This window comes from Ruegeria sp. L12, assembly GCF_056531745.1.
Genome location: NZ_JBQFMH010000001.1, coordinates 453,668 through 479,213 on the forward strand (window position 1 = coordinate 453,668; position 25,546 = coordinate 479,213).

26 protein-coding genes are annotated in these 25,546 nt (G+C 58.9%); 13 read left to right on the forward strand and 13 right to left on the reverse strand.

The genetic code is table 11. The features are described 5' to 3' along the window. Positions 1-46 precede the first annotated feature (46 nt). From ACR0K9_RS02220 to ACR0K9_RS02230, 3 genes are read left to right on the forward strand one after another with little or no spacing between them, the layout of a single operon-like run. Positions 47-820 carry a heme ABC transporter permease gene (locus ACR0K9_RS02220; RefSeq protein ID WP_480531671.1) on the forward strand — a complete coding sequence of 258 codons (774 nt, stop codon included), beginning with the start codon at positions 47-49 and terminating at the stop codon, positions 818-820. Further along, on the forward strand, positions 817-975 hold the full coding sequence (gene ccmD / locus ACR0K9_RS02225) for a heme exporter protein CcmD (RefSeq protein ID WP_480531673.1): 159 nt from the start codon (positions 817-819) through the stop codon (positions 973-975). Before ACR0K9_RS02220 ends, ccmD begins: the two co-directional genes overlap by 4 nt. Continuing rightward, complete coding sequence (locus ACR0K9_RS02230) at positions 968-1,507, forward strand: DsbE family thiol:disulfide interchange protein (RefSeq protein WP_480820406.1); 540 nt, start codon at positions 968-970, stop codon at positions 1,505-1,507. The genes ccmD and ACR0K9_RS02230 overlap by 8 nt, the downstream gene beginning before the upstream one ends. A gap of 125 nt (positions 1,508-1,632) precedes the next feature. On the opposite strand, the gene ACR0K9_RS02235 is transcribed toward ACR0K9_RS02230, so the two are convergent. Continuing rightward, the gene (locus tag ACR0K9_RS02235; RefSeq protein ID WP_480820408.1) at positions 1,633-3,135 is read right to left on the reverse strand and encodes a BCCT family transporter; all 1,503 of its coding nucleotides are present in this window, start codon (positions 3,133-3,135) and stop codon (positions 1,633-1,635) included. Between the two features lie 119 nt (positions 3,136-3,254). Further along, positions 3,255-5,945, reverse strand: a complete 2,691-nt coding sequence (gene acnA, locus ACR0K9_RS02240; protein WP_480820410.1) for an aconitate hydratase AcnA — start codon at positions 5,943-5,945, stop codon at positions 3,255-3,257. 224 nt (positions 5,946-6,169) lie between these two features. On the opposite strand from acnA, the gene ACR0K9_RS02245 reads away from it, so the two are divergent. Further along, positions 6,170-6,871 carry a DUF1223 domain-containing protein gene (locus ACR0K9_RS02245; RefSeq protein ID WP_480820412.1) on the forward strand — a complete coding sequence of 234 codons (702 nt, stop codon included), beginning with the start codon at positions 6,170-6,172 and terminating at the stop codon, positions 6,869-6,871. On the opposite strand, the gene ACR0K9_RS02250 is transcribed toward ACR0K9_RS02245, so the two are convergent. The 4 genes from ACR0K9_RS02250 to purB form a co-directional block, all read right to left on the reverse strand. Further along, complete coding sequence (locus ACR0K9_RS02250; protein ID WP_480531683.1) at positions 6,872-7,795, reverse strand: lysophospholipid acyltransferase family protein; 924 nt, start codon at positions 7,793-7,795, stop codon at positions 6,872-6,874. It abuts the gene before it with no gap. Between the two features lie 84 nt (positions 7,796-7,879). After that, the gene (locus ACR0K9_RS02255) at positions 7,880-8,962 is read right to left on the reverse strand and encodes a flagellar motor switch protein FliG (RefSeq protein ID WP_480820414.1); all 1,083 of its coding nucleotides are present in this window, start codon (positions 8,960-8,962) and stop codon (positions 7,880-7,882) included. Between the two features lie 66 nt (positions 8,963-9,028). After that, positions 9,029-9,568: a tetratricopeptide repeat protein gene (locus ACR0K9_RS02260; RefSeq protein ID WP_480531688.1), complete on the reverse strand. Its 540-nt coding sequence runs from the start codon at positions 9,566-9,568 to the stop codon at positions 9,029-9,031. Positions 9,569-9,940: 372 nt separating this feature from the next. Beyond that, positions 9,941-11,245 (reverse strand): adenylosuccinate lyase, encoded by a 1,305-nt coding sequence (gene purB / locus ACR0K9_RS02265; RefSeq protein ID WP_480531690.1) that lies wholly within the window; start codon positions 11,243-11,245, stop codon positions 9,941-9,943. Between the two features lie 88 nt (positions 11,246-11,333). Between purB and ACR0K9_RS02270 the strand changes: the two genes are divergently transcribed. From ACR0K9_RS02270 to ACR0K9_RS02290, 5 genes are all read left to right on the forward strand, one after another. Then, on the forward strand, positions 11,334-11,666 hold the full coding sequence (locus ACR0K9_RS02270; RefSeq protein ID WP_480820416.1) for a hypothetical protein: 333 nt from the start codon (positions 11,334-11,336) through the stop codon (positions 11,664-11,666). Then, the gene (locus tag ACR0K9_RS02275) at positions 11,666-12,088 is read left to right on the forward strand and encodes a DUF6314 family protein (RefSeq protein ID WP_480820418.1); all 423 of its coding nucleotides are present in this window, start codon (positions 11,666-11,668) and stop codon (positions 12,086-12,088) included. Before ACR0K9_RS02270 ends, ACR0K9_RS02275 begins: the two co-directional genes overlap by 1 nt. Before the next feature lie 71 nt (positions 12,089-12,159). Further along, complete coding sequence (locus ACR0K9_RS02280; protein WP_480820420.1) at positions 12,160-12,747, forward strand: biotin transporter BioY; 588 nt, start codon at positions 12,160-12,162, stop codon at positions 12,745-12,747. 141 nt (positions 12,748-12,888) lie between these two features. Next, on the forward strand, positions 12,889-13,443 hold the full coding sequence (locus tag ACR0K9_RS02285) for a hypothetical protein (RefSeq protein ID WP_480820422.1): 555 nt from the start codon (positions 12,889-12,891) through the stop codon (positions 13,441-13,443). A gap of 10 nt (positions 13,444-13,453) precedes the next feature. Continuing rightward, a complete protein-coding gene (locus tag ACR0K9_RS02290) occupies positions 13,454-13,798 on the forward strand; it encodes a hypothetical protein (RefSeq protein WP_480820424.1) in 345 nt (114 codons plus the stop codon). An 83-nt stretch (positions 13,799-13,881) separates the two neighbouring features. On the opposite strand, the gene ACR0K9_RS02295 is transcribed toward ACR0K9_RS02290, so the two are convergent. Then, positions 13,882-15,096: a bifunctional alpha/beta hydrolase/OsmC family protein gene (locus ACR0K9_RS02295; RefSeq protein WP_480820426.1), complete on the reverse strand. Its 1,215-nt coding sequence runs from the start codon at positions 15,094-15,096 to the stop codon at positions 13,882-13,884. Between the two features lie 252 nt (positions 15,097-15,348). On the opposite strand from ACR0K9_RS02295, the gene ACR0K9_RS02300 reads away from it, so the two are divergent. After that, on the forward strand, positions 15,349-15,543 hold the full coding sequence (locus ACR0K9_RS02300; protein WP_480531704.1) for a hypothetical protein: 195 nt from the start codon (positions 15,349-15,351) through the stop codon (positions 15,541-15,543). A 3-nt stretch (positions 15,544-15,546) separates the two neighbouring features. Here the strand turns inward: ACR0K9_RS02300 and dddP are convergent, their stop codons facing one another. Next, complete coding sequence (gene dddP, locus ACR0K9_RS02305; RefSeq protein WP_480820428.1) at positions 15,547-16,890, reverse strand: dimethylsulfonioproprionate lyase DddP; 1,344 nt, start codon at positions 16,888-16,890, stop codon at positions 15,547-15,549. Between the two features lie 124 nt (positions 16,891-17,014). On the opposite strand from dddP, the gene ACR0K9_RS02310 reads away from it, so the two are divergent. Further along, complete coding sequence (locus ACR0K9_RS02310; protein ID WP_480820430.1) at positions 17,015-17,758, forward strand: heme-dependent oxidative N-demethylase family protein; 744 nt, start codon at positions 17,015-17,017, stop codon at positions 17,756-17,758. A gap of 36 nt (positions 17,759-17,794) precedes the next feature. On the opposite strand, the gene ACR0K9_RS02315 is transcribed toward ACR0K9_RS02310, so the two are convergent. The 5 genes from ACR0K9_RS02315 to ACR0K9_RS02335 all read right to left on the reverse strand — a co-directional run bounded on the left by ACR0K9_RS02315 (position 17,795) and on the right by ACR0K9_RS02335 (position 22,291). After that, positions 17,795-18,703 carry a hypothetical protein gene (locus tag ACR0K9_RS02315; protein WP_480820432.1) on the reverse strand — a complete coding sequence of 303 codons (909 nt, stop codon included), beginning with the start codon at positions 18,701-18,703 and terminating at the stop codon, positions 17,795-17,797. Positions 18,704-18,900: 197 nt separating this feature from the next. After that, positions 18,901-19,692 (reverse strand): lytic murein transglycosylase, encoded by a 792-nt coding sequence (locus ACR0K9_RS02320; protein ID WP_480820434.1) that lies wholly within the window; start codon positions 19,690-19,692, stop codon positions 18,901-18,903. Positions 19,693-19,740: 48 nt separating this feature from the next. Beyond that, positions 19,741-20,388 carry an MSMEG_1061 family FMN-dependent PPOX-type flavoprotein gene (locus ACR0K9_RS02325; protein ID WP_480820436.1) on the reverse strand — a complete coding sequence of 216 codons (648 nt, stop codon included), beginning with the start codon at positions 20,386-20,388 and terminating at the stop codon, positions 19,741-19,743. A gap of 125 nt (positions 20,389-20,513) precedes the next feature. Continuing rightward, a complete protein-coding gene (glnA, locus tag ACR0K9_RS02330) occupies positions 20,514-21,920 on the reverse strand; it encodes a type I glutamate--ammonia ligase (protein WP_058280622.1) in 1,407 nt (468 codons plus the stop codon). Positions 21,921-21,952: 32 nt separating this feature from the next. Continuing rightward, positions 21,953-22,291: a P-II family nitrogen regulator gene (locus ACR0K9_RS02335; RefSeq protein ID WP_074734010.1), complete on the reverse strand. Its 339-nt coding sequence runs from the start codon at positions 22,289-22,291 to the stop codon at positions 21,953-21,955. A gap of 170 nt (positions 22,292-22,461) precedes the next feature. On the opposite strand from ACR0K9_RS02335, the gene ACR0K9_RS02340 reads away from it, so the two are divergent. After that, complete coding sequence (locus ACR0K9_RS02340) at positions 22,462-24,054, forward strand: NAD(P)H-hydrate dehydratase (RefSeq protein WP_480820438.1); 1,593 nt, start codon at positions 22,462-22,464, stop codon at positions 24,052-24,054. Between the two features lie 277 nt (positions 24,055-24,331). Next, a complete protein-coding gene (locus ACR0K9_RS02345) occupies positions 24,332-25,486 on the forward strand; it encodes a porin (protein WP_480531719.1) in 1,155 nt (384 codons plus the stop codon). The last annotated feature ends 60 nt before the right edge of the window (positions 25,487-25,546 follow it).

The window sequence follows — 25,546 nt, forward strand, 5'->3', positions numbered from 1 at the left end:
ACCGAGGTCAATTGAGAACCACACCGACTCGGACTAGATAGGGCACATGACAATCGCAGCCAAAGCCAACGCCCTGTGGGAATACGCCAATCCGCGCAAGTTTCTTGCCACCAGCGAGCGCGTCCTGCCATTCTTCTGGATCACCTCGGCTGTATGCCTGGTCGTCGGACTGGTCTGGGGCTTCTTCTTCACCCCTGATGATTACAAACAGGGCTCGACCGTCAAGATCATCTACCTGCATGTGCCCGCTGCGCTGATGGCGATCAATTGCTGGCTGATGATGTTGGCGACTTCGCTGGTCTGGCTGGTACGCCGCCACCATGTCAGTGCGCTGGCGGCGCGTGCCGCAGCGCCGATTGGTATCGTGATGACCCTGATCGCATTGGCCACAGGCGCAATCTGGGGACAACCCATGTGGGGGACCTGGTGGGCCTGGGATCCGCGCCTGACCTCGTTCCTGATCCTCTTCCTGTTTTATCTGGGCTATGTCGCCTTGTGGGAAGCGATCGAGGACCCCGATACGGCGGCGGATCTGACCTCGGTCCTGTGCCTTGTTGGATCGGTCTTTGCGCTGCTCAGCCGCTATGCGGTGAACTTCTGGAATCAGGGGCTGCATCAGGGGGCCTCGGTAATGCGGGCCGGGGCGATTACCGGAACGGATACCGAGGAGAAAGTCAGCAATATCTACTTCTATCCGCTGATGCTGTGTATCATCGGCTTTGTGCTGCTATTCATCGCGCTGGTCTTTTATCGCACGGGCACGGAAATCCGCGCCCGCCGGATCAAGGCTCTGCTGGCGCGGGAAAGGGTGAATGGATGATCCCTGATCTTGGAAAATATGCCGATACCGTGCTTTGGTCCTATGTGGTCTCCATCGGGCTTCTGGTCGCGCTGGTGGGTTTCAGCGTGATCCGGGGCCGCAAGGTGCGGGCCGAGATGGAGAAGGTTGAACAAAGGATGTCGCGCAATGGCTAAGATATCGCCGCTGATGATCGCGCCCCCGCTGATTTTCGGAGCCTTCGCCGTGCTGGCAGGTATCGGCATGTTCCGCGACGATCCCAACGCGCTGCCGTCCGCGCGCGAGGGCCAACCGGCGCCGCCCGTTGTTCTGACAGAATTCGCGGGCAAACCGGGCTTTGACGATGCGGCCCTGCGCGATGGTGAGGTCAAGCTGGTCAACTACTGGGCCAGCTGGTGCGCACCCTGCCGCGTCGAACACCCCAACCTGCAGGCGCTGTCGGACGAGGGTATTTCGGTCTATGGCATCAATTACAAAGACCAACTGGACAACGCCGAGGAGTTCCTGGCCGAATTGGGCGATCCCTATACCGGTATCGGGCGGGATGAACAGGGCCGCATGGGGCTGGACTGGGGTGTCTACGGTGTGCCCGAAACCTATGTGATCGACGGTGAGGGCACGATTATCCTGCGCTGGGCTGGGCCCATCACACAGCGGGTGATCGAAAACACAATCCGTCCCGCGCTGGAGAAGGCGGCAGGCGGTTAAAGTCTCTATTATAACAGGCTTCCGACCAAACGAGAACGGCGGCTCCTCGCTACTCGCGAATGAGAATCCAGATCATCGCCGCGATGAAGGCGAAGGTGACCAGATTCATCAGGGTATCAGTCAGATCACCGATCAGCATGATTTTGACCCTCCTCTCGCAATCCTCGGATCAGGCACACCATCAACAGCACCGATATGAACACAAAGGGTAACGCCCCCAGAGAGATCAGGATTTTCACCGAATCCACCGATCCTGACAGGATCATCGCGACGCTCAAAAGACCCAGCAGCGCCCCCCAGATCAGGCGCACGCGTGGGGGCGGGTTCTCATCCCCGCCTGTCGAGAATGTTCCCAACACAAACGCTGCGCTGACGACGCTTGTGACGATGAAAAGAAAGGCCGCAAGTACCGTGGCTAATGTGGTAATCAGGGATAGCGGCAGGCGGTCGAGCAGGGCAAAAGTCACACGCTCGATATTGGATTGTGTATAGGCCAGCAATTCGCCTGCGCCATTGAGCGCTTCAAACAGGCCAATGCCACCGAAAGCTCCGAACCAGAGAATCGAAAACAGCGTCGGCGCGAACAGTACGCCGATCACGAATTCCCGGATCGTCCTGCCGCGCGAGATGCGTGCAACAAATACACCCACGAACGGCCCCCACGCGATCCACCAGACCATATAGGTGAGGGTCCAGTCGCTGAACCATCGGGCTACGTCATCGCCAAAAAACGCAAAGGTTTGAAAGCCTCTTGGTATCACATTACGGACGTAGTCGCCGAAACCCTGAACCACGGTGTTCAAAAGGTATTCGGTGGGGCCAAGGACCACCGTGTAGGCCACCAGACTGATGGCAATCAACATCGCCGCATTTGACAGCCGCGCCATCCCTTGTCCCAGGTCGATCAGAAGTGCAGGTACATAGGCGGCCACCATTGCCACGAAAACCACGCCGATCAGGATCGCTCCGACCGTGTCGCTGTTTCCCATGACGGCGATGCCGTCCGCGACCTGAAACACACCCATCGCCATAGAGCCACCAACGCCGATCGCAATCGCGACGATGGCCATTAGGTCAGACAGCCAGCCAACGCACTCGGCCCAGCGTTGGCCCGGAAACAGGTTTTTGATCGGTGCGCTGACCATCATCCCGGTGCCGCGACGAAAGCTGAAATAGGCAATCGTAAGCGCGGTCGAGCCGTAAATGGCCCAGGCATGTAAACCCCAGTGAAAGTTCGTGGCCAACATGGCTTGCTGCGCTGCAATGAAGTCCGGCGCCATGCCCGAGATGAAACTAAAATGGGTCAACGGCTCTGCCACCGCCCAGAACAGCAACCCCACACCCATCCCTGCAGAAAAGAGCATGGAAATCCAGGTCGTGGTGGAAAACTCTGGCTTGTCATCATCCCGGCCAAGACGAATGTTGCCATAAGGGGAAAACGCCAGCACAAGGCAACCGATCAGCATTCCCGAGGCCGCCAGCATCACGAACCATCCGCGGCTGTGAAAGGTTTGCTGAACAATTGCATTCGCCCAACTCACCAAGCTTTCGATATCGATGACGCCCCATATCCCGATCACTGCTATGACGCTGAGCGAGCAGACCATCAGGGCATTGGGTTTTTTCATGGCTATTGGTTTCCGTGCGTCATCTTTTCCAAACAGTTTCAGATTTTGGAATAAATGACCAGAAAACAAAAAACCCCCGGCGATTGCCGGGGGTCTGAGTTTACGTTTCTACCTGCGCGTTACGATGCCTGGGCCAGGTTGCGCAGCACATAATGCAGCACACCACCGTTTTCGATGTATTCGATCTCGGGCGCGGTATCGATACGGCACTTCAATGTGATCGTCTTCTCGGTACCATCACCGTAAACGATGGTGCAGGGCACGTCCTGCAGCGGTTGGATCGTGTCCAGCCCATGGATCGAGACGGTCTCGTCCCCTGTCAGACCCAGCGTCTTGCGGTTGTCGCCGCCCGTGAATTCGAACGGGATCACACCCATGCCAACAAGGTTCGAACGGTGGATGCGTTCAAAGCTTTCGGCAATCACCGCCTTGACGCCCAGCAGCGCGGTGCCTTTGGCCGCCCAGTCGCGTGACGATCCCGCGCCGTATTGCTCGCCGCCGAACACCACCAGCGGCGTGCCCTGAGCCTGATAGGCCATCGATGCGTCATAGATCGAGGTCTGTTCGCCATCCGGCCCTTTGGTATAGCCGCCTTCGACACCCTCAAGCATCTCGTTTTTGATGCGGATATTGGCGAAAGTGCCGCGCATCATCACCTCGTGGTTGCCCCGGCGTGAGCCATACGAGTTGAACTCGCGCGGTTGCACCTGACGGTCGGTCAGATACTTGCCCGCAGGCGTCGTAGTGGCAAAAGACCCGGCGGGCGAGATATGGTCGGTGGTGACCATGTCGCCCAGAACAGCCAGCACCTTGGCCCCTTCGATGTTCGAAATGGTGCCCGGCTCGGGGCCCATGCCCTGGAAATAGGGTGGGTTCTGGATATAGGTCGAAGTGGGCGGCCAGTCATAGGTTTCCTGCTGCGGAACCTCGACCGCCTGCCACTTTTCGTCGCCCTTGAAGACATCGGCATATTTCGACTGGAACGCTTCGCGGGTCACTGTGGCCTCGACCAGATCGGCGATTTCCTTCTGCGACGGCCACAGGTCTTTCATGAAGACATCATTGCCGTCCTTATCCTGTCCAACAGGTTCCGAGGTCAGGTCGATATCCATCGTCCCGGCCAGCGCATAGACCACGACCAGCGGCGGTGACGCCAGATAGTTGGCGCGCACGTCGGGCGAGATCCGGCCCTCGAAGTTGCGGTTGCCCGACAGGACCGAGGTCGCGACCAGATCGCCCTCGGCAATGGCTTCGCTGATTTCCCTCTGGATCGGACCAGAGTTTCCGATACAGGTCGTGCAGCCATAGCCCACGAGGTTAAAACCGATGGCGTCCAGATCATCCTGCAGACCGGCGGCCTCAAGATAGGCCGAGACGACCTGTGAACCCGGTGCCAGCGAGGTTTTGACCCACGGTTTGCGGTTCAGGCCCAACGCGGCCGCCTTGCGCGCCACCAGACCCGCGCCGATCATCACATAGGGGTTCGAGGTGTTTGTGCAGGACGTGATCGAGGCAATTACAACCTTGCCCGATTCCATCGCGTAGTTTTCGCCTTTGACCAGAACCTCTTTGCCCATCGGGCGCTTGAAAGTTTCTTCCATTTCCTTGGTGAAGGCGGCCTTGGCGTCGGTCAGCGCAACATAGTCCTGCGGGCGTTTCGGACCCGAGATGGCGGGAACAATGGTGCCCATATCGAGGCTGAGCGTGTCAGTGTAGATCGGCGCATAATCCGCCCCCCGCCACAAGCCGTTTTCCTTGGCATAGGCCTCGACCAGCGCGATGCGGTCTTCGTCACGGCCCGTATTGCGCATATACCGCAGGGTTTCCCCGTCGATCGGGAAGAAGCCACAGGTCGCGCCGTATTCGGGGGCCATATTGGCAATGGTTGCGCGGTCGGCCAGCGGCAGGCGATCCAGACCTTCGCCGAAGAACTCGACGAATTTGCCCACAACGCCCTTTTCGCGCAGCATCTCGACGACTTTCAGAACCAGATCGGTGCCGGTGGTGCCTTCGACCATCGCACCGGTCAGTTCAAAGCCCACGACCTCAGGGATCAGCATCGAGATCGGCTGACCCAGCATCGCGGCCTCGGCCTCGATGCCGCCAACGCCCCAGCCCAGAACGGCCATGCCATTGACCATGGTGGTGTGGCTGTCAGTGCCGACCAGCGTGTCGGGATAGGCGACCTCATCGCCGTTCTGGTCGGTGTCGGTCCAGACGGTCTGGGCCAGATATTCCAGATTCACCTGATGGCAGATGCCGGTGCCGGGGGGCACGACGCGGAAGTTGTTGAAGGCGTTCTGACCCCATTTCAGGAACTGGTAGCGTTCCATGTTGCGTTCATATTCGCGATCGACATTCATCTGGAATGCGCGCGGGTTGCCGAATTCGTCGATCATGACTGAGTGGTCGATGACCAGATCGACCGGGTTCAGCGGGTTGATCTTCTGCGCGTCACCACCCAGCCCTTTGATCCCGTCGCGCATTGCGGCCAGGTCCACGACGGCGGGAACACCGGTGAAGTCCTGCATCAGCACGCGGGCCGGGCGATAAGCGATCTCGCGTGGGTTGTTGCCGCCATTTGCACCCCATTCGGCGAAGGCCTTTATGTCGTCAACCGAGACGGAAAAACCGGCGTCTTCGAACCGCAGCATGTTTTCCAGCACCACTTTCAGCGCGGCGGGCAGGTTCGAGAAATCACCCAGGCCGGCCTCTTGTGCGGCGGGGATCGAGTAATAGGAAATGGACTTGCCATTCACGCTCAGGCTGCGGCGTGTCTTGGCGGTATCCTGTCCGACTTTGATGGGCATCTACTGGCCTCCCTCTCAAATGCCTTGGAATATGGGATTCGCTAACGCTTATCTGTATCACGATTGTTGACGGTTCAAGGACCAACAAACCGTCTGCGGTGATTTTTGTATGCCATTGCACACATTTTGCGAAATTCTGCCGTCAAGCTCTCAAGAAACCTTGATTGGTGGTTTAAGGGAATTCGGTTTAGACATTTCCAAAGCCCAGCCATACCGAGAGAGTCATGATCAGATCAGCCGCCCTGACCGCGATAGCCTCATTCTTTCTGACCACCGCCGCCCACGCGGAAAGCGACCCGGTCGTGGTTGAGCTGTTCACGTCGCAGGGCTGCTCCTCTTGCCCGCCGGCGGATCGGATGATGGAAGAGCTTGCCAAGCGCGACGACGTGATCGGACTGGCGCTGCATGTGGATTATTGGGACTATATTGGCTGGAAAGATGAATATGCCCGCCCCGACCATACCGAGCGTCAACGTGCCTATGCGCGGGAAGGTGGGCGGACCATGATCTATACGCCGCAGATGGTCGTTAACGGGCAGCAGGATGTTGTAGGCGCCAAAGCGGGTGAGTTGAATCGTCTGATCAACGCCCACCTGACCGCCGCACCAGAGGCAGAGGTGCGCGCCACGCGCACGGGCAATGACGTGGTTGTGGATGTTGCCCCGGTCGAACTGCCCGCCGGTCAAACCTATGAGGTGCGCATCGTACAATACTCACCATTGCGCCACGCTTCGATCCGGCGCGGAGAGCTGGCGGGCCGTGAGCTGGACTATGCCAACGTGGTCGAAAACTGGCAGATCGCGGGGCACTGGGATGGGGTGGCGCCGCAGATCTTTACCGCATCATTGTCATCCGACCTGCCTGCCGTTGTGCTGGTACAGCGCACCGGGCACGGGCCGATTGTGGCGGCGACAAGGGTCAAGTAATCAGGGCATATCCTGTGGCTGAACGCCCAGTTTCTTCCAGGCTTTCCAACGGCGGTGAATCCAGAACCATTGCCCCATATGCTGCCGCACCATCGTCTCAAGGTCGTCATTGGTGAACTGGGTCATGGTCTTGGGATCGGTGTGGGGCACGGGTTCGTGCAGCACGATCTCAAAATCGATGCCATTGGGCTCGCGCACCGCATAGCATGGGATCAGCACAGCCTTGTATTTGATCGCCAGTTCGGCATTCAGCACCGAAGTGACGGCGGGCTTGCCGAAAAAGGTCAGCTCTTCGCCGCCATGGGCGTGCAGGTCTGACACAATCGCGATGATGCCCCCTTTCTTGAGCGAGCGAACCATCTCGACCATGCCGCGACGGCCTTGTTCGAACATGGGCGCGCCGGTCTGATAAAAGGCGTCCACATACATCTCGTTGAAATAGGGGTTGGCCATGCGGCGATAGAGGCAGCCGATGGGCTGGCCGCTGCGGGCCTGCAGCGCGACGCGAGCCGCCAGATAATGGCCGAAATGCGCAGTGATCATCATCACCGGCTTGCCTTCGGCAACAGCCTTGTCAAAGGCTTCAACGCCCGAGCCCGTCACCTTGGCTTTGCTTTGCCGGTCGATGAAACCATCGGCCGAGAAATGCTCCATAATCGCGCGCCCGGCATTGTCGGGCACCGCCCGGCAGATACGATTGACCTCATCCTCGGGCAGATCGGGACAGGTCAGTTTCAGGTTGCGCCGGACCCGCGTGCGGAATCCGACCACGGGCGCAAGCCAGCGGGTCAAAGCGCCCATCGCACCAATGCGCCGCTCGTATGGCAGCAGACGCATGCCGCCGATCACACCTTTCATAAACAGGTTGGTGACATAGTATTTTCCAAGCTCAAATCGGCTCAGTTCCGACTTTTCGACGGGCATGGGGAAGGACACCTGGGTGTTGTGATTTGCGCGAACAGACATACAGGCCCCGTTCTTTTATCACAAGTGGGGCTAGGCTTCGTCTTAATCAATATCGACTTGGGTGATCGTGCCTTCGTCCAGCAAGGCGCGGATGGCGGTGACGATCTGCGACATCGCGTCTTCGGCTTCGGATTGCTTGACTTTGCCGCGATCCGCCACCTCTTCGCGCAGGTTATCGGCCATACGTGACGAGATGTTCGACAGGATATACTCGACCGCCGCCGAGTCGTCTTCGCTGCTTGCCCCTGCGAGCGCGGTCACAAGGACCGGTTGATCCACGCCGCGCAGGATTGCCGGGATGTCGCGCGGTTGAATGCGGGCAGGGATATGAGAAAACAGAAATATCGATTGCCGGACGACACAGGCAAAATCGGCATCTTCCTCGTCCAGCGCGGTCAGCAGACCATCGCGCGTGGCCGCAGCGGACTGGTTGAGGATCGCGCCAACCCGCGCGCCGGGGCCATCGCGAAAGGCCGGGGTCGGGCGCTGGTCCAGTTGCGCGGCCAGAGACCACCCGATACGTTCGACCGCTTCGGGCGTCACGTTGGCGGTCTTGGATACCGCATACGTGATCCGTCGCGCCGTGGGGCCGGGCAGGTGGCCGAGGATCTGTGCCGCCGTCGCCGTTTCAAGCTTTGACAGCATCACCGCCGCAACCTCGGTGCTTTCTGCTTTGGCCATTTCAGCCAGCTCTTCCGGCGGAACCTCACGCAGGCGTTGCCAAGGGTCGCCAATCTGCCGCACGCCAGCCACCTTGCGCAGCCGTGCGGCGGTCGCCGGGGCGATCTTGCCATTCACGGCATCCAAGGCCCCGGCCAGACCGTGCGGAAAGGAAAGGCCCACACCGTCCAGTGCGTCAGCAAATTCCTGCGCCACAGACGCCAGCGTCACCCGGTCAACGAGGCCCATCTGACCCAGCTGATGGGTCAGCTTTTCCTGAAGTGAGTCGGGCAATTCCTCAAGCGGGATGTCGGCACCTTCGTTCAAGAGCAATCGCACCACGACGGCGGCCTTTTCCCGGCTGCTGAGTTGCCGGGGCACCACCCGTGGCGCTGCGTCATCCTGACCGGCAGCGGGGCGCTGAGCGCCCGGCGCCATTTCTACCAATGCATGTGTGTCCTGCATCTGCCTGCAATACCAAGTTCGCGTTGCAGGCAGAATAACGAGAGACGGGTAAAGAAACCCTGAACCCTAGTAGCTATAGGTCAGCCCGGTGCGGATGGCCTCGCGCAGGGACGCTTCGGCCCAAGTACCTTCACCACCGCGCGCCTTGATCTCGCGCCACTGGGCGATGGCCAGTTCGGTCTTGCCCTCGGCCACAAACCCCTGGCCCATGTAGCTGCGGGCCAGAATATTGTCTGGGTTGGTCGCGATGGCCTTCTGATAGAATGCGTTGGCCAATTCCAACTCACCCATCTTGCGATAGGTGAAACCCCAATAGGTCTGCACCCGGTCGTCGTCCTGATCCATGATGCGCAGAATGCCCTGAGCGTTCTCGTACTGCCCGTCATAGGCCAGTTCGCGCACGGCATCATAAAGCTGGTCCTCAGTGAAGTTTGTCTTGTTGGGCTTTACGCAACGCCCCGCCGCTTCGTCATAGACGCGGCCAAAGAGGCATTTCTTGGTGGTGTTGGTCGGCTTGGGCGGGTTGCTGTCACCGCCTGCGGCGTGAACCATGGTGGCAAAGGCAAATGCCTGAAATGCAATTGCGGATGCTAATACAAGGCGCATAATGATACTCCGTTCTCGGGGCTGCTTTGTGAGACAATAGTGCGATCTTCAAAAAAGCTAACACCGGACGCGGTAGTTTTATTCACAATCAGGAAAGAAGCTGCTCAGCTATTGACGATTTTTACGCAGCTCGACGTTTCCTGATCCCAGACCGAGCCTTCGGCGCAGGATTGGGTCTGTTTGGAATGTGAATTACAGGCCAGGCTTGTTGACGCCATACAGACAAGTGCAATTGTGCAAAGAATGGTGCGGATCATGATCTGTCCCTCTCGCAGAAACAACGGCTTTAGCTTAACCGATTTCCTTGCATTCGCAAAAAGGCCCGGCCTGCTAGTTGAGCGGACCGGGCCTTTGTTACAGGGTTTTGGGCGTTTATTCGCCGAATACACGCTCAAAAATCGTGTCGACATGCTTGGTGTGATAGCCGAGGTCGAACTTCTCTTCGATTTCCGCAGGGCTCAGCGCGGCGGTGACGTCCGCGTCTGCCAGCAGTTCTTCTTTGAAATCGGTACGGTGTTCCCAAACCTTCAACGCGTTGCGCTGAACCATGGCATAGGCGTCCTCGCGGCTGACCCCTGCCTGCGTCAGCGCCAGTAGAACCCGCTGACTCATCACCAGACCGGGGAACTTGTTCATGTTCTCCAGCATGTTCTCGGGGAAGATCAGCATCTTGTCGATCACGCCGGTCAGACGGGCCAGTGCAAAATCCAACGTGATCGTGGCGTCCGGCCCGATCATACGTTCGACCGAGGAATGCGAGATATCGCGTTCATGCCAGAGCGCCACGTTCTCCATCGCCGGGATCACGGCGGCGCGGACCATGCGCGCCAGACCGGTGAGGTTCTCGGTCAACACCGGGTTCTTCTTGTGCGGCATGGCCGACGAGCCTTTCTGACCCATCGAGAAGAACTCGGCCCCCTCCAGCACTTCGGTCCGCTGCATGTGGCGGATTTCGATGGCGATGTTTTCGACGCTGCTGGCGATGACACCGAGCGTTGCAAAGAAGGCCGCGTGGCGGTCGCGCGGGATGACCTGCGTGCTGATCGGTTCGGGCACCAGACCTAGCTGATCGCAGACATGTTCTTCGACGCGCGGGTCGATATTGGCGAAAGTACCGACCGCGCCGCTGATCGCGCCGGTTGCGATTTCCGCACGGGCATCGCGCATCCGGGACAGGTTGCGGTCCATCTCGGCGTAGAACCGGGCAAAAGTCAGACCCATGGTGGTGGGTTCGGCGTGGATGCCGTGGCTGCGACCGATGCGGATGGTGTGCTTGTGTTCGATTGCGCGGCGCTTCAGCGCGGCCAGCAGGCCTTCGAGATCGGCAATCAGAATATCGGCGGCGCGGGTCAGTTGCACGTTGAGGCAGGTGTCCAACACGTCCGAAGAGGTCATGCCCTGATGCACGAAGCGGGCTTCCTCGCTGCCCACATGCTCGGCCAGATGGGTCAGGAAGGCGATGACGTCGTGCTTGGTGACGGCCTCAATCTCATCAATGCGGGCAACGTCGAATTCGACGTCCTTGGCTTTCCAGACGGCCTCGGCGTTTTCACGCGGGATCACACCCAGATCGGCCATGGCGTCGCAAGCGTGCGCTTCGATCTCGTACCAGATGCGGAACTTGCTCTCGGGCGACCAGATGGCGACCATGTCAGGGCGGGAATAGCGGGGAATCATTGGCGGCAGCACCTTTTTGTGATTGGGATGAGGCGTTGGCGCGGGGTTTAGCCGCGCATGTCCTAGGGAACAAGACGCGAGTGCCGGGATGAGACGGTTTGCCCTGATTTTGTTGCTCTGGCCGGGTATTCTGGCCGCGCAAGAGTTTCGTGCGCTGACCGGTGACGAGATTCTGCAGGCCCTGACCGAGCGGAAGCTCGATTACGGCAAGGGTGTCTGGCAGGCTTTCGAGGATACGATGGTGACACAGTATTTCTCGGGCCGTCCCAGTGCCGGGCGTTGGGCAGTGCGTGGCGATCAGTATTGCTCGATCTGGCCGCCGTCCGAGCTGTGGGCCTGCTACGATGTTCTGCAAAAGGGCGATACGATCAGATTTGTCGATCAGGCCGGCGGGACAACAGACGGGACATATGCCGAGTGATGCTGCCCGAAACCCTGTCCGATTTCGAAGGAAGCTGGAGCCTTGAGCGCCTGATCCGGGACGACCGGGCGGGGCAACTGGTTCAAGCCGACGGCACCGCCGTGCTGCGGCGCGAGGCGAACGGTCTGATTTATGATGAAACCGTTACGCTGCGCATTCCGGAGCAGCCCGCGATGACCGGGACGCGGCGATACCTTTGGCGTGATGCAGGAGAGCGGATTGCGATCCATTTCGACGATGATCGCTATTTCCACGCGTTGACATTGGGCCAGGTGCGGGCCGAAGACCATCACGATTGCCCGCCCGACAGCTATGATGCATCATACGATTTCTCGGGATGGCCGCGCTGGGCAGTCCGCTGGACGGTGTCCGGACCGCGAAAATCCTATGAAATGGAGACCAAATACGCCCCGATAGCGTAATCATCTTGCAGCAACGGCCCGGAACGGGCATTGCTGCATGTGCAAAGAGATCCAGAAGTGGAGAAAACGAAATGAATGCGAACGTATTGGCCAATGCATTTGGCCCGCGCGAGGGGACGGCGCTGCGCGTAAAACAGATCGTACTGGTTGCTTTGGGCATCGTTGCGCTGGCTGTGGCCGCCAAGATCAAAGTGCCGATGTGGCCGGTTCCGATCACCATGGGCACCTTTGCCGTGCTGACCATCGGCACCGCATATGGCGCGCGCCTGGGTTTGGTGACCATGCTGGGTTACCTGCTGGTCGGCGCGCTGGGCTTTGACGTCTTCGCAGGCTCCTCGGCCGAGAAATTCGGTCTGACCTACATGATGGGCGGCACCGGCGGCTATCTGGTCGGTTATGTGCTGGCGACCCTGGCTCTGGGCGCTCTGGCGGCGCGCGGTTGGGATCGTTCGGTCGGTAAACTGGCGCTGGCACTGGTTCTGGCCAACGTGCTGATCTATGTGCCCGGCCTGCTGTGGCTGGGTCAGCTTTATGGCTGGGACAAGCCGATCCTGGAATGGGGTCTGACACCGTTCCTGGTGGGCGATGCGATCAAGCTGGCCCTGGCCGCGCTGCTGATCCCGGCGGTTTGGAAACTGGTCGGCAACGCCCGCACCTGATCCCGGACCCGTCGACGACAATCGAACCCGCATCCGATGGACTCGGATGCGGGATTTTTGTTGTCTCTCCAATGTGCTGCTGGACAACGAGGGCATTGGTGGTTCAACCTGAGACCTGAGAAACCATCAGGCTATTCAGATATGCGTATTCCATTTCTTTCAACGCCCGCCTTATGTGCCGCGTTGTTCTTTGCGGGCACTGCCGGGGCCGAAACGCCGGTCATCTACACCGACGAAGGACAGGGGTTGTTTCGCTTTGATGTGCCCGATTTCTGGACCATCCGAACCGGTGGCCCGCGTGAGATCGAGGACACCGAACTGGGCGATCCCCGCGCTGTCGCGCGGGTTATGGGGATCAGGCCGTTCACGGATGACAATGTGTGGATGGGTTTCGTCTCACCCGCCGGAGTGACCGACATTCAGGGCGGCATCCGGTATCTGGATGATATCGACAAGTTTCTGGTCAAGGACCCAACCGTCACCAGCACCAGCGACACAAGGGTCGGAGGGCTGCCTGCCCGGATCATCCGGGGCACCGGTACACGCGACGCGCGCGGGGTGAATTTCACCGCTACGATCGTCGATCTGCCGAAGAACCGCGTTGCCATTGTGGTTGCGATCCTGCGGGATGGGGCGGATCCGGCCTATGTAGACGATCTGAACGACGTGTTCGCGTCGTTCCGGTCTTTGCAGTGAAGGGGGGCGGATGATGCGTAAACTGATCAAACGATCCGCTCTGGTGCTGGGCCTCGGTGTGGCGACACTTTCCCTTTCAGCCTGCGATGGCGTCACGGTGGGGGTCGGGTACGGATATGATCCGTTCTATGACTCGATGCTGTGGAACGACTATTATCATGATCGCAATGTCAATGTGGATGTTGATATCAACCGTCCCGACCGGCCTGATCGCCCCAACGGACCTCCGACTTCCAAACCGCCGCAGCGACCCAAACCCCCGGTCGCCAAACCGCCCGCGCGCCCGCGTCCGCCGGTGGCGCGCCCTCCGGCGGCACGGCCACCGATCCACCGCCCATCTCCGCGGCGGCGTTAACAAAAAAGGAGCTGCAGGTGCAGCCCCTTTTTCATTTCTGGCACGATTGGGTTTCATCACGCCGACAGTGGCCCGGCCTGATGCTAGGCGAGCAGTTCGGTTGTGATTTGGGCGCTGCCCTCCAGAGTGCGATGCACGGGGCATTTGTCGGCGATCTCAAGCAATTTTGCCCTTTGCTCGGCGTCCAGCGGCCCCTCAAGCCGGATTTTGCGGCGGAACTGATCCACCTTGCCCTCGCTGGCAAGGCCTGCGTCCTGTGCGTGTACCTTGTTGTGGCACACATCCACAGTGATGGCTGTCAACGGCCAGCGCTTGCGGCGCGCATACATGCGGATGGTCATCGACGTGCAGGCCCCAAGCCCCGAGGATACGAAGCCATAGGGCGACATGCCGCGATCCGTGCCGCCATACGAGGCGGGCTCATCGGCGACGGCGTGATGCCGCGGACCGGATTGGATGTCCTGCAGAAAACCCGACGGGTCGGCCTCGGTCACGCGCACGACGCCCTCTGGCGCACCGGGTGGGGGTGCAGGCGGGCACAGCTTGACGTACCGGGACACCCAGGCCGCAATCACGTCGGCGGCATAATCCGCATCGGACGCGCGGGTGATCAGGTGGTCGGCATCGTCGAGGGTGACAAAGCTTTTGGGGTGCTTGGCGGCCAGGAAAATCGTACTGGCATTGTCGATGCTGACCGTTTCGTCCCGCGGGGCATGCAGGATCAACAGGGCCGCCTTCAACTCGGCGATGGCCGGGGACAGCGCGGTTTCCGAGATATCATCGACAAAGGCCTTGCCGATCCGGAACGGCCGCCCGCCCAGCGATACTTCGGCGCTGCCCTCAGCCTCAATCTCGGGCAGAGCGGCCTCGAAATGGTGCGAGACATGGCCGGGATCCGCAGGTGCGCCCAGCGTGACCACCGCCTTCACGGACGGAATATCGGCGCGGGCGCGCAACACGGCCGCTCCGCCAAGCGAATGGCCGATCAGCAGGGCCGGGGCCATGTTCCGCCCGGCCAGGTATTGCGCCGCCGCGATCAGGTCTTCGACATTCGAGGTAAAAGTGGTGTTCGCGAACTCGCCGCCCGAGTGGCCCAGCCCGGTAAAGTCAAACCGCAAAACCGCAATGCCCATGGCAGCCAGTCGCGTCGAAATACGTCGTGCTGCGGGAATGTCCTTTGAGCAGGTAAAGCAATGGGCAAACAGCGCAGTTGCCAGAACCGGCCCATCCGGCAGATCGAGGCGCGCGGCCAGTTGGCTGCCGTCGTGACCGGCAAAGGTAATGCGTTCGGTGGGCATGGGTATTCCTTGGTGTTGGGATCCCGCCAATACTGTGTTCTGGCGCCGCTTCTCTCAACCCTTATGTCAGAAGCGTCACGGTAAGGTGAGGATTTGATACCCAATTCCGCATATGGCTGGCGACCTGCTTGCCCATCTCAGAGTATCAGGAAATCAATTTTTGTGAAGTTATATACATTAAACATTCATTTTACTAATGAATGAATGGCCCCCAGGTTTCCTGCATCCCAGACAAAAGGAACGGAGGCCAACATGGCACATGCACCCAATGTCCCGCTGAAACCAACACTGCACCCCGGAGTCGTACTCGCGCTTATCCTGACCGGCGCAGTCAGCTTTGCGCTGGGGCAGAACTGGCCCCTTGTCGACGTTCAACAAAACGCCATTACCGCGCCAGAAGACTGGCACGGCAATGTCAAACGGTCAGATTGGAGAAAGGATCGCTAGCCTTTATCCCTGACCCATCAACTGCGCGTCGAACGGGTATTTGGTCAGGTTCTCATAGCCATCCTCGGTGATCAGAACCTGATCTTCCAGCTTGATCGAGAAATCTCCGCCAACCTCGCCCAGGGCGGCCTCGACGCACAGCACCATGCCGGGTTCGAGCGGATAGTCGTAGGACCCCGCAACCGCCTGATCCGGATAGGCGACCAAGGGCCATTCATCGCACAGACCGACGCCATGCATCATGCAGCCGTATTTCTGCGCCTGGAATTTGTCATCCAGTTTATGGCATCCGGCCGACAACTCGGGGATTGTGACGCCCGGTTTCAGCATCTCCATATTGGTCATGATGTGCTCATGCGCATGCTGCATCGCATAGATCATGTCGGGTCGCGGTTTTTGATCCCCAATCCACCACGTGCGCGAGATATCGATGCAGATCCCGTAAGAGCCGATCAGGTCGGTATCAAAGGCGATGATCTCATTCTGGCGTGTGATCCGGGGGCCGCATTCCTGAAACCATGGGTTGGTGCGCTGACCCGAGGCCAGAAGGCGGGTTTCGATCCATTCGCCGCCGCGCCGGATGTTCTCGGCATGCAGAACCGCCCAGATATCATCTTCTGACGTCTTTCCGTCACCCACATTGGCGCGGGCAAAACGCTCCATTTCCGCGACTGCGGTTTCGCAGGCATGGCTGGCGCAGCGCATGGCAAGGATCTCGTCCGGTCCTTTCACTGCGCGGGTCTTTTCGGTGAGCTCTTCACCTTCCATGATCTCGAACCCCTGCGCCTCAAGCGCGCGCAGGCCGTGCAGCATGATCTTGTCGACGCCCAGCCGTTTGTTACCGCCGCCATGTTCTTCGATCAGCGCTCGGACCTCGTTCGAGAACACATCGGCGGCAATGTCGATCTTGTCGCCCCGGTCGAAATAGAACAGGTCCGCACCCGAGCGTTGCTCGCGCACCAGCGGGTTGAATTCCGACAGGAAGGGTGAGTTCTTGTAGTCCCAGATCACCATATAGCCGTCTGCACAGACCAGCACTGCGCGGAACGGGTTATGGGTGTTCCACAGCTGCATGTTGGTGCTGTCGGTGGCATAGCGGATATTGAGCGGGTCGAACATCAGAACGCCGCCCCAATCGCGATCCACGATCCCTTTGGTCAGCCGTTTCCAGCGATATTCACGCATCCGTTCGAGATTGGGCAGGCTCAGCCCCGCGGCTTCCCATTCGTCGAAGGCAAGTTTCGTCGGCCCGATCTCAATCCGGTCGTTGTCGTTGGGAGTGCCATCGCCCAGGGTGGCGCCTTTGGTCGGATCGATCTTGCGGTTGTCGCGATAGGGAGTGTTCACTGGCGGACCTTTCTGCTTGCCCGCGCACCCTGCAAATTCAGCGCCGCCGCGTCTTGAAAATTTGCGACCGGATGCGGGTCGCTTTCCGACCGACAGCGCGAAAAAGACATGGTATGCCCCGGGCATGACGGTAATTTTACAACAAGAGATCCCATATGATCCTCTGACCCCGAATCCGTTGCCCGGTATGCGTCCGGCTGATCCGGATCGTTGGTTGCATCGCGATGACGCCTTTGCGGGTCAGATGCGACGACGCGGCGAACTTCTGTCGGATCACAGGTCCGAGGTTCTGGCGCAAAGCCCCGAGGCGCTGGCCCCGGCACAGGAGCTGCTGGAACTTGTCCTGTCCCAGACCTATCCGGGCGCGTCGGGGCAGGTATGCCGGCCTGACGGGACGTCAATCGAGATAGACAGATCGCGCCCGCTGGAAACACTCTGCCATCTGGTGCAGGAGGATTTTTGCATCCTTCAGAAACAAGGGGATGAGCATGTCCTGACTGGCGCCATCCTGTGCTTTCCGGCAAGCTGGTCCTTGTCCGAGAAATTCATGCGTCCGTTGACCGCGATCCACACGCCCGTCGCGGATTATGACACCAACATAGCGCGCCGTGTGCAGCGCCTGTTCAACGGCATCCGGCCCGGACGTCCCTTATGGCGTTTCAACACATTGTGGTATCACGATGCCGAGCTGTTTCAGCCGCGCAGCGTCAACGCACCTCGCCTTGCAGGTGATCGCAATAGCGCTCGGTATCTGCGCAGTGAGCGTCAGACCCTGCTGCGTTTGCCGCAGAGCCAGGCGGTGGTGTTCGCGATCCATACTTATGTTCTGTTGGCTGACCGGTTTGCAAAAACGGAAAACCCCGCCTGATGGCGGGGCTTCCAAGGAGGGTCTTCGGTAATTTGGTTACAGTCCCAGGACGGTGGCAACCCCGGCAAATGCATTGGTCGAATGCAGTCCAAAAATGGCCGTGGTAAAAGCCAGAACCTGCGTGTTCAGGCGAAAATCCTCGCCCCGGATCAGGTTGACCGCCGCCAGCGAAATCGCCAACGGGGCCGAGAGGCTGGCGACAGCACCCGTCATGCCCCAGCTTGTGAGCCTCAGGATATCACTCGGGCGTTCATCTTCCTCGGCGATCTCTAGCGGGGCGTCTGTGGTCTGCGGCGTATCGGGCTCGGTGCGGAAGGCGATCTTGAGCAGTTGCTCGTCGCTCAGCTGGATCGGGCGGGGGTTCGGCTTACGTGGCTCAAAAACGGGATCGTCATGATCCGGCAGATCGAGCCCGGCGAACCGTCCGCTCAGGCTTTCGAAAATCTGCTTTCTGTCCCGAGGTTTGCGCGGTGCTATTGAATCGAATGCGCCCATGAACTGCTCGATCGTCAATACCGTCTTTGGCGACAGCCACTCGACACGCCGGGTCGAGCTGATATCCACCATGCGATACAGGATAACGACTAGCATCAGCTCGGAAATGTCGCGATCGTCCAGCAGGGCGGAGACCGGACAGATTGTGATGGTCAGCCGGTTGTTCGGCGAAGTCACAACAGAACGGGCCATGGTTTTGAGCCCCGCAGCGCGGTCCATACGTTCGTGATGCGAATGCTCGGCCTTTACCGGCTTGGCGTCCAGAGACAGGCGCACGAGATACTGGCTGGTTACGATGCTGGCTTCCGAGGCGCTCAGCAGCGTCTGACGCTCGACCAGATGTCCGTAATCCTCAAGCGTGGTCGACACGACGTCACAGAAACGCTCAAGCGCGCCGTCTGATGATCCGTTGAATTGCAGACCACCATGATACATGTGCTTTGCGGTCACAGCATATTCCTTCGCTGTAATAATTCTCACGTCAGTATATCCGCGGATATGGGGCAAATTTTGACGAAATGGGAGAAAACTCAGGAATATCGGGCATTGGTTACGCTTTGGAAACCAAGAAATTAGGGTGTTACGTTAATGTCTGTGGCGGGAATGTGGCCGAAATCGGTTTTGGCCGAGTCGATCATCGGGCAGGCTCAGTTGTCGATTCGCCATGCCATGATCGCGATGGACTGCTGATAGACCGAGGCCGCATTCCACTGCTGGATCACAGCGAAATTCGGCTCGCCCGGCTGATATCCTTTGCCGGCTTTCCACCCTTTCTTACGAAGAAAATTCGCGGTCGAGGCCAACGCGTCTGTGAGGTTGTAGAAGTCAACCTGGCCGTCTCCGGTTGCATCGACGCCGTAAGTCAGGGCATTCCCCGGCAGAAACTGCGTATGCCCCAGCTCGCCATGTTTTGCCCCTTTTGTCGCCATCGTGATACTGCCCTGATCCACCAGTTTGAGCGCCCCGATGGCATGAGGAATAAAGAATTCGGAGCGGCGACAATCAAAGGCCAGGGTGGTGATTGATGACACAACCGGGCTATCCCCCATAAAGCCGCCAAACCCGGTTTCCATGCCATGGATTGCGATCAGAACGCCGGCGGGCACGCCGTATTGACGCTCGAGCGCCGCGTAGAATTGCGGGTTCCGGGCTTTGCGTTTGCGCCCTTGCGCGATGATCGTGTTTGCGCCACGTACCTGCATGAACTTGTCCAGCGAGTATTTGAAGCTCTTCTGGTTACGGTCAGCGGCAATCGTTCTGGTCTGGTATTGCGTCTGGGCCAGCGCCTGCAGGCCTTTCTTTTTCACGCCCGCGCGTTTGGCCTGCTTGGCAAAGTCTTGTTTCCAGGCATCAAAGCCAGCGCTGGTGTTGCCGCACGGGGCCGAGAGGGCGAGGCCCGGAATGATCAGGGCGAGTGTCAGAAGAAGAGGGCGAAGCATGGGGATTATCCGTTTGAAAGAATTGAAACTATAAAGCTGGTGTGAGGGTTAATACAAATCCAGTTCTCCGGCCTCTTTCAGGCATTCAAACCATTGATCCGGCGTTTTGTTGATCTTTGCATGTTTGACCATCATCGCGTTCATGTTGGGCAATTCCGAGGAATCCGGCCATTTCTCGGGCTGCCATAGATTCGCGCGGATGACGCATTTGGGGCAATGCGCGAAAACGGTCTCGACATGGATCAAAAGCGCAAGCTTGGGCACGCGGGCGTCCACGGCCATCGACTGCAACAGTTGGGGATCTGCACATATGCGCGCCGTGCCGCGCAGGCGCAGCGTCTCCATTTTGCCGGGAACAAAGAAAATCACACTGACGCGCGGGTCCTGCAACACGTTATGAAATGTATCGACCCGCTTGTTTCCGGGCCGGTCGGGGATTGCGATCAATGTGTCCGACAGCACCTGAACAAAACCGGACGGGTCGCCACGGGGGGAAATATCAAGATGCCCTTTGGGGTTGGCCGAGGCGATCAGGCAGAACGGCGAGGTTGCGATGAAATCGCGACACATCTGATCCAGTCCCGACAGCTCTTTGGCGATGATCTGGGGCAGGGGCTGTCCGCAGATGCGTTCAAGGTCCTCGGTCGAGGTCACAAAATCAGAGTAGTCAGCAAAAGGGGCGTCACTGGCGGGCATGTGCATTCTCCGCTGAGAGCAATGCAACAAGTGTGAAAGATCAACTGTGATCCGTCAAATCCTGCTTGACGAAAAAGGGGCGCCCGATGGACGCCCCTTTGGGAATTTTCGCCGAATGCTATCGATCAGCAGCTATAGTACATGCCGTATTCGACAGGGTGCGGCGTGTGCTCATAGGTTTCGACTTCTTCCATCTTCAGCGCGATGTAGCCGTCGATCTGGTCTTTGGTGAACACGTCGCCCTGCAGCAGGAAGTCGTGATCCGATGCCAGTGCTTCCAGCGCTTCGCGCAGGCTGCCGCAGACGGTCGGGATGTCGGCCAGTTCTTCGGCGGGCAGGTCGTACAGGTTCTTGTCCATGGCTTCGCCCGGATCGATCTTGTTCTTGATGCCGTCCAGACCGGCCATCAGCAGTGCGGCAAACGCCAGATAGGGGTTTGCGGCCGGATCGGGGAAGCGGGCCTCCACGCGCTTGGCTTTCGGGCTTTCGGTCCACGGAATACGCACACAGCCCGAACGGTTCCGGGCCGAATAGGCGCGCAGAACGGGGGCTTCGAAACCGGGGATCAGGCGCTTGTAGCTATTGGTCGCCGGGTTGGTGAAGGCGTTCAGCGTTTTGGCGTGCTTCAGGATACCACCGATGAAGTACAGCGCCTCGTCCGACAGGTCGGCATACTTGTCGCCGGCGAACAGCGGCTTGCCGTCCTTCCAGATCGACATGTTCACGTGCATACCGGTGCCGTTGTCACCTGCGATCGGTTTAGGCATGAAGGTGGCCGATTTGCCGTAGGCGTGCGCGACGTTGTGGATGATGTACTTGTATTTCTGCAGCTCGTCGGCCTGTTTGGTCAGGCTGTCGAAGATCAGACCCAGCTCGTGCTGGCACGAGGCGACCTCGTGGTGGTGCTTGTCGACCTTCATGCCCAGACGCTTCATGGTCGACAGCATTTCCGAACGCAGGTCCTGTGCTTCGTCGATGGGGTTGACCGGGAAATACCCGCCCTTGACGCCCGGACGATGGCCCATGTTGCCCATCTCGTATTCGGTGTCGGTGTTCCACGACGCGTCGGTCGCATCAACTTCGTAGGATACCTTGTTGATGCTGTTCGAGAAACGAACGTCATCGAACAGGAAGAACTCGGCCTCGGGGCCCATATAGGCAACGTCGCCGATACCCGATGCTTTCAAGTATGCCTCGGCTTTCTGCGCAGTGCCGCGCGGGTCACGCTCATAGGCTTCGCCGGTGTCGGGCTCGACCACCGAGCAGTGCACGCAGATGGTTTTTTCCGCGTAGAACGGATCGACATAGGCGCTTTCGGTGTCGACCATCAGCTTCATGTCCGAAGCTTCAATCGACTTCCAGCCCGCGATGGACGAACCGTCGAACATGAAGCCTTCTTCCAGAAAGTCTTCGTCAACCTGATCGGCCATCAGGGTAACGTGCTGCAGCTTGCCGCGCGGGTCGGTGAAACGGACGTCGACATACTCGGCGCCTTCGTCCTTGATCAGCTGAAGAACTGCGTCCTTGCTCATTCTCTTTTTCCTCTGATTTGAAGATGTGTCTGTTACAGCGCGTCCGAGCCGGTCTCGCCGGTACGGATGCGGATGGCTTGTTCCACGGGCGAGACAAAGATCTTGCCGTCGCCGATCTTGTCGGTTTTTGCGGCGCCCACGATGGCTTCGATGGCAGCGTCGACCTGATCATCGTCCAGTACGACCTCGACTTTCACCTTGGGCAGAAAGTCGACAACATATTCGGCACCGCGATACAGCTCGGTGTGGCCTTTCTGGCGACCGAAGCCTTTTACCTCGATCACGCTGAGGCCCTGAACGCCCACGTCCTGCAGCGCCTCTTTCACTTCGTCCAGTTTGAACGGCTTGATGATCGCTTCGATCTTTTTCATTCCGGTTCACCTTGCATGGTTGTCTGGACCGCACTGATCACGTCTAAGATTGTGCGGCAATCCGATTGCTGTATTGCCGGGGGCCAGATGCGTGGAAAGCAGGCTTTGGGTTAAATTTTGATCGACATGCACAAAAAGTAATCGAAAGTGAATCGCGTGAGAGGGATGAGATGACCGAGTTGCTGACCGCAGCACAGATGCACGCCATCGAGCAGGCCGCGATTGAGTCTGGGCAAGTGAGCGGCCTGGACCTGATGGAGCGGGCCGGGCAGGGCGTTGTCGAGGCGATTTTCGAAGAGTGGCCGGAGTTGGCAAAATCGCCCGGTCGGGCTGTGGTCCTGTGTGGGCCGGGGAACAATGGCGGTGATGGCTTTGTTGTAGCCCGGCTGTTGCGCGAGCAGGGTTGGGAGGTTGAAGTTTTTCTCAATGGCGACCCGGAAAAACTGCCTCCGGAAGCGCGGGTGAATTATGAGCGATGGGAGGGGCGGACTATCAAAGCGACTGAGCCGGGCTATGGCGAGATTCAGCACCCAGATCTTTCGATCGATGCGCTGTTTGGAACCGGATTGGCGCGGCCAATCGAAAATCCGGCGCTGTGGGAACTGCTTTGGGCGCATGATGATGCAGCCGATGCGTGGGACATGCGAAGGCAAGGTGCGGGGACGGAGGTCACTCCGCCACTGACAGTTGCGATTGATATGCCGTCTGGTCTTTGTTCGGATTCAGGCAGAGTGCTTGGCGGCGCGTTTCCTGAACATGGTCGCCGTTGTGCGCGGTCCGCTTTGACGGTTTCGTTCCACTCACGCAAGCTTGGGCACGTTCTGAGTGAGGGGCCGTCCATGTGTGGACGGCTGGTCGTCAAAGATATCGGACTGCGTCATGAATCTGACGGTTCTGAGATTGCAGATTTGGTGAAGCGGCCCTCTGGTCCACGTCTTCGCAAGAGTGAACCTCGCCATAAATACGCTCATGGCCATGCTCTTATTCTTTCCGGTGGCTTTGGCAAAACCGGTGCTGCGCGGTTGGCGGCGCGAGGCGCGCTCAGGATCGGGGCTGGGCTGGTGACGCTGGGGGTGCCTCCGTCCGCCCAAATGGAGGTGGCGGCACAGGTGACGGCCATCATGCTGCAGCGGGTGGAGGGGGCTGAGGGTTTGTCCCAAGTCCTGCGCGATGAGCGGTTGAATGCGCTGTGCCTTGGCCCCGGGTTGGGGGTAGAGCGGGCACGGAAGCTGGTGCCAGCTGCTCTGGCAACCAAGCGCGCGACGGTGCTGGACGCGGACGCTCTGTCAGCCTTTGCGGACGACCCGGGCGCGTTGATTGCGCAATTGCATGAGACCTGCGTGCTTACCCCGCATGGGGGTGAGTTTGCCCGGCTATTTCCGGACCTTGCTGAAAAGCTGAAAGCCGCGCCAACCAAAGGCCCGGCTTATTCCAAAGTGGACGCCACGCGCGAAGCGGCAGCGCGGGCCGGGTGCGTAGTTCTGTTCAAGGGTCCGGACACAGTGATTGCGGCACCGGACGGGAAGTGTTCGATCAATGCCTCGGTCTATGAACGGGCCGCCCCCTGGCTGGCGACCGCCGGGTCCGGCGACGTTCTTGCGGGTTACGTCACCGGGCTGTTGGCGCGGGGGCTGGGCCCGATGCAGGCCGCGGAAACGGCCGCCTGGTTACATACAGAATGCGCGCGGTATTTCGGCCCCGGTTTAATCGCAGAAGACCTGCCAGAGCAGTTACCTTCAATATTCAAACAACTTGATATCTAACTTCTATGGGTAAATAATGGCTGGGCAGTGGCATCGGCGGCAGAGATATCCCACCGGTTTGCATTGACTGCATCGCGGGTGTTCGCAAGGTGCATAGCGCGGCGTCTGAATTTGTTTGGAGGTGTTTCGGTTGCGCTTCTAAGTGCCAATTAAGGCATTGATATTAAGTTGCTTTAGCGGAATCTTTCGACGTCATCTGTAGTAAAAATGCAATGCTCAGCCCGCAATGGTCCGCGTATGTTTTAACTTTCGGATTTCAGGCGCATTTAAACAGCACATGAAACCGGAATTTCTGATGGTGATTGAAATGACCCACAACCTCAAACTGTCTTCGATTGCAGCGGTTCTGGCCGCAACAACGGCAATACCTGCTGCGGCTGAGCTGAAATATGAAAACAACTCCGGCGGTTATGTGCTGCTATACGGTCAATTCGACCCGGTCATCGTATCGGTTGATGATGGCGAGGAAACCGAGACCCGATTGCTGGACAACGATCTGTCCAACAGCCGCGTAGGTCTTCGGCTGATGCAGCCTTACGGAAATAATGAGTTCATGTTCCGCTTTGAGACCGGTCTGGGCTTGCCAAGCACCGCAACGGCCAATCAGGACGGAACCAACAACGATGGCTGGTCGCGTGAGAACATTCGGCACGTCGATTTCTCGCTGAAAGGGTCGTACGGTAAATTCTCGGCTGGTCAAGGCAGCATGGCCTCGGACGGCGCAGCGGAAACCGATCTGTCTTATGTGGGGACCGCGCTGTATTCCTTCACCAACGATGAAAACGGTGCATTTTTCTATCGCGGCACGGATGGCATTCTGAGCGACCTCACCGTGGGTGACTCAGCTGGAAACTTCGACGGCGCGCGCCGTGGACGCATTCGCTATGATACACCGGATTTCAACGGTTTTTCGGCGGCGATTGCCTATGGTCAGAACATCCTGTCCAGCAGCGATGATGACGATTACTACGATATCGCGCTTTCCTACGGGAACACTTTTGCCAATGGTATCGAGTTTGCCGCAAGCCTTGCTTATGCGGTACGCGACTTCGACGACGATTCGGGCGAACGGCGGGACACGATCGGGTCGGCTTCGGTTCTGCTGCCGAGCGGGTTCAGCTTTACCGCGGCGCTTGGTTCGCGCGATGACACGGCGAGCGGTGCCAGCGATCCGGATTACTGGTACACCAAGCTGGCCTACGAAGGCGACTGGGTGTCCTGGGGCAAAACCGGCGTCGGTATCGACTATTTCGACGGGTCAGATTTTGCGAACTCGGGCTCAAGCACCAAATCCTGGGGCATCGCGGTGGTTCAGCGGATCGACAGCATCAACACGGATGCTTATCTGAAATATCGCAGCCACGATTTCGACGACACGGTCGATTTCGAAAAGAACGAAGCTTGGGTTTTGGGTGCGCTCTGGAAGTTCTGAACCTGATGCTTTGATGTTCAGGCGCTCCGGCTGGGTTCGGGGCGCCTTTTTTGTTCAAAT